The organism is Priestia sp. P5_B4 (assembly GCF_056400385.1).
Map to the genome: position 1 here is coordinate 1 of NZ_JBFULJ010000295.1, position 4286 is coordinate 4286.

General features: G+C 38.0%; 4 protein-coding genes. 2 read left to right on the top strand and 2 right to left on the bottom strand.

The window, feature by feature from the left end; genetic code table 11:
- Positions 1 to 232: 232 nt before the first annotated feature.
- Positions 233 to 442, top strand: a complete 210-nt coding sequence (locus tag AC1DRF_RS17840; protein WP_057238645.1) for a DNA-dependent RNA polymerase subunit epsilon — start codon at positions 233 to 235, stop codon at positions 440 to 442.
- Between the two features lie 5 nt (positions 443 to 447).
- Positions 448 to 2115 carry a ribonuclease J1 gene (rnjA, locus tag AC1DRF_RS17845; RefSeq protein WP_013056048.1) on the top strand — a complete coding sequence of 556 codons (1668 nt, stop codon included), beginning with the start codon at positions 448 to 450 and terminating at the stop codon, positions 2113 to 2115.
- Between the two features lie 43 nt (positions 2116 to 2158).
- On the opposite strand, the gene AC1DRF_RS17850 is transcribed toward rnjA, so the two are convergent.
- Both AC1DRF_RS17850 and AC1DRF_RS17855 read right to left on the bottom strand, forming a co-directional pair.
- The gene (locus AC1DRF_RS17850) at positions 2159 to 2821 is read right to left on the bottom strand and encodes a potassium channel family protein (RefSeq protein ID WP_013056047.1); all 663 of its coding nucleotides are present in this window, start codon (positions 2819 to 2821) and stop codon (positions 2159 to 2161) included.
- Positions 2822 to 2974: 153 nt separating this feature from the next.
- On the bottom strand, positions 2975 to 4286 hold a 1312-nt coding region (locus tag AC1DRF_RS17855; protein ID WP_477741297.1), incomplete at its 5' end, for an ABC transporter ATP-binding protein.

Consider the following 4286-nt stretch of genomic DNA (forward strand, 5'->3'; position numbering starts at 1 on the left):
GTGTGTGTCTGCATCGTACAATGGAATAGCCCTTATTTTTTATACGCCCGGAAAATATAGTCTTGTATCCGTTTCCTATTAATATTATTCTATAATTAATTGACTTGTTATATTTAGATGACTAAAATGTAGTGAAAGCAAGTTTCTTTAGAAAATACATGAAATACATACACATTTTATAATATAATAAAATAAGTTATTTGAATTTCGGAATTAAGGAGAGATTTTTGTTATGATTTTTAAAGTTTATTTYCAAGAAAAAATGAATGAAGTAGCTGTACGTGAAAATACAAAAACAGTGTATGTGAACGCAGATTCTGAGCGTGACGTTCGTAAAAAGTTAAAAGCGCGTTCAATTAATATTGAGTTTGTTCAAGCAGTGACTGGAGACTATCTAGAATATGAACAACAGCATGAAGATTTTAAAGTATTGGAGATATGATGAAAATGAAATTTGTAAAAAATAATCAAACGGCAGTTTTCGCCCTGGGTGGACTAGGTGAAATCGGTAAAAATACGTATGCCGTACAGTTTCAAGATGAAATTATTCTTATTGATGCAGGAATTAAATTCCCTGAAGATGAGCTTTTAGGAATTGACTACGTTATTCCTGACTACAGTTATTTAGTAAAAAATGCAGATAAAATCCGTGGCCTTTTCGTTACACATGGTCATGAAGATCACATCGGCGGAATTCCTTACCTATTAAGAGAATTAAACATTCCTATTTATGCAGGGAAATTAGCCCTTGGACTTCTTCGCAACAAATTAGACGAGCATGGGTTGCTTCGTACAGCTCAGCTTCATGAAATTACTGAAGATGACGTAATTAAATTCCGTAAAACATCGGTAACGTTCTTCCGCACAACTCACAGTATTCCTGATTCTTACGGAATTGTGGTAAAAACACCAAACGGACAAATCGTACATACAGGAGATTTCAAGTTTGATTTTACACCAGTGGGCGAACCGGCTAACTTAACAAAAATGGCTGAAATCGGCAAAGAAGGCGTTCTATGCTTGCTTTCAGACAGTACAAACAGTGAAATTCCTAACTTTACGATGTCTGAGCGCCGCGTAGGTGACAGCATTCATGACATTTTCCGTAAAGTAGACGGCCGTATTATTTTTGCAACGTTTGCTTCAAATATTCACCGCTTACAGCAAGTAGTGGAAGCAGCCGTATTGCATAACCGTAAAGTTGCTGTATTCGGACGCAGTATGGAAGCAGCTATTGAGATTGGCCAACAGCTTGGATATATTTCATGTCCAAAAGATACGTTCATTGAGCCTTCTCAAATTAACCGAATTCCAGCTAACCGCGTGACTATTTTATGTACAGGCAGCCAAGGTGAACCGATGGCAGCGCTATCTAGAATTGCAAACGGTACTCACCGCCAAATTCAAATTATCCCTGGAGATACGGTTGTATTCTCATCTTCACCTATTCCAGGAAATACAGTAAGTGTTAGCAAAACAATTGATATGCTATTCCGTGCAGGAGCAGAGGTTATTCACGGTGCTCTAAACGATATCCATACTTCTGGACACGGCGGGCAGGAAGAGCAAAAATTAATGCTTCGTTTGATGAAACCAAAATACTTTATGCCAATTCACGGTGAGTATCGCATGCAGAAGATGCACATCAAACTTGCAACAGACTGTGGAGTTCCTGAAGAAAACTGCTTCATTATGGATAATGGAGAAGTGCTAGCTTTAAGCGACAGCGAAGCTTCAGTAGCTGGCAAAATCCCTTCAGGCTCTGTATATATTGACGGAAGCGGAATTGGTGACATTGGAAATATCGTACTTCGTGACCGCCGCATTTTATCTGAAGAAGGTCTTGTTATTGTGGTTGTAAGCATCAATATGAAAGACTTCAAGATCGCTGCTGGTCCAGACATTATCTCTCGTGGTTTTGTTTATATGCGCGAATCTGGCGACTTAATTAATGATGCACAGTCCCTCATTACAAAACACTTGAACAAAGTGATGGAACGTCGTACGTCACAATGGTCTGAGATTAAAAATGAAATCACAGATACATTGGCTCCATTCCTTTACGAAAAAACAAAGCGCCGTCCAATGATTTTACCAATCATTATGGAGGTTTAATAAAAGAAAAAGAGCAGATGCAATTGCATCTGCTCTTTTTTTATTAAGCACTGGCAAATTTATTTTCGAAGCGGTTGATATCTGCATCTGCTCCAATAACAATCAACACATCCCCTTCTTGAATCGTTTCGGACGCCTGAGGAGAAACGATGATATCTCGATCACGCTTAATGGCTACAATGTTAATGCCATATTTTGCACGAATGTCTAACTCAATCAGCGTATTGCCAGCCATTCTTTTGCTCGCTACTAATTCAACAATGCTGTGTTCTTCAGATAGCTCTAAATAATCTAGCACGCTGTTTGAAATCATGTTATTGGCAATTCTTCGGCCCATATCTCGTTCGGGATGCACGATAAAATTAGCGCCAATTTTTGATAATACTTTGGCATGATAATCATTTTGCGCTTTTACCGTTATTTTTTCAACGCCCAGCTCTTTTAAAATAAGGGTCGTCAAAATACTTGCCTGAATATTGTCACCAATAGCTACGATAACATGATCAAAATTACGAATTCCTAAACTTTTTAGAACCCCTTCATCCATTGAATCGCCTACTACTGCATGCGAAGCAACGTTAGCATACTCATTTACCTTTTCTTCATCAATATCAATCGCCAGAACTTCCATTCCTTGATCGCTTAATGTTTTACAAATACTTCCTCCGAATCTACCTAATCCGATGACTGCAAATTCTTTTTTCATTTGAATTCCTCCATTATGTACAGGAAAAAATCTGAACTACCGTTATTTTACCACAATTCTTTTGTATCAACCTCATTTTCCCGTTAACACTTATATCTCTTTACTATTTCTCACACTCATAGAAAAACAGAAGGATGAGCTCCCTCTGTTTTTTTAAGCTGTAGCATGGGTTTGAACAAGGTCATAATATACGCCTTTTTGCTGCATTAATTCCCCGTGATTCCCTGTTTCAATAATGCTTCCGTGATCTAATACAATGATGTTATCTGCCTCTCGTATAGTAGATAACCGATGAGCAATCATGATGGCAGTTCTGTTTTTTAACAGCGTTTTAAGCGCCTGTTGAATCTTCACTTCTGTTTCTGTATCGATGCTTGCTGTCGCTTCATCTAAAATGATAATACGAGGATTAGCCAACAGCGTTCGAGCAAATGAAATCAATTGACGCTCTCCCACGGATAAGACATTTCCTCGCTCTTCTACTTCCGTATCATAGCCTTTTTTCAGACGCTTTATAAAATCTGCAGCCCCTACCGCTTCCGCGGCCTTAATCACTTCATCATCAGTAGCATCCGGTTTTCCAAACCGAATGTTTTCCATAATAGTTCCTGAAAAAATAAAGGTTTCTTGCAGCACAATACTAATTTGCGCTCGTAAACTCGCTAACGTAATATCTTGAATAGGCATATTATCAATTAAAATCTGCCCTTCGTTCACATCATAAAAACGTGTGATTAAATTAGCAATGGACGTTTTTCCGGATCCAGTATGCCCCACTAAAGCAACCGTCTGGCCTTCTTTTATGTCAATTGATACGTTGTTTAAAGCTTTCCGCTTCCCATCATAGGAAAATGAGACGTGCTTGAACTCAACTTTTCCTTTCATATCCTCTAAAGACGTAGCGGTTTCCAAATCTGCGACGATAGGTTTTTCATCTAGAAATTCAAAAATACGCTCGGATGAAGCCATTCCCATTAATAATTGATTATACACTTGCCCTAAACGAGAAATCGGTTCCCAAAACATTCCAAGATAAAAAGCAAATGATACAAAAATACCAATTGTTAGCCGTTCATCTTGAATAAGTACAGCACCGAACCAAATTAAAATAGCCGTTCCGACAGCATTTGTAAGTTCTACAAACGGTCGAAACATGGCATTTTTTCGAGTAGCTTGCCTCCAGCTCTCGTAATTTTCACTGTTTATGCGCTCAAAAAACAGCATATTTTCTTGTTCTTGAGCAAATGATTGAGTGACGCGAATGCCTTGAATACTTTCATTTAAATGTGAATTTAATACTGACTGCTTCATACGAACAACTTGCCACGACCGACGAATTCTTCTTCTCAGCTTTGTGGAAATCAAAAACATAACCGGTAAAATGATTAAAACAGCACATGTCAAAGCAGGACTGAGAGAAAATAATATAACTACAATCCCCACTAACAATAAGAGATCCATAAAC

Coding starts and splice junctions, on each gene's coding strand:
- rnjA (WP_013056048.1), top strand. CDS start 448: ATGAAATTTGTAAAAAATAATCAAACGGCAGTTTTCGCCCTGGGTGGA.
- AC1DRF_RS17850 (WP_013056047.1), bottom strand. CDS start 2,821: ATGAAAAAAGAATTTGCAGTCATCGGATTAGGTAGATTCGGAGGAAGT.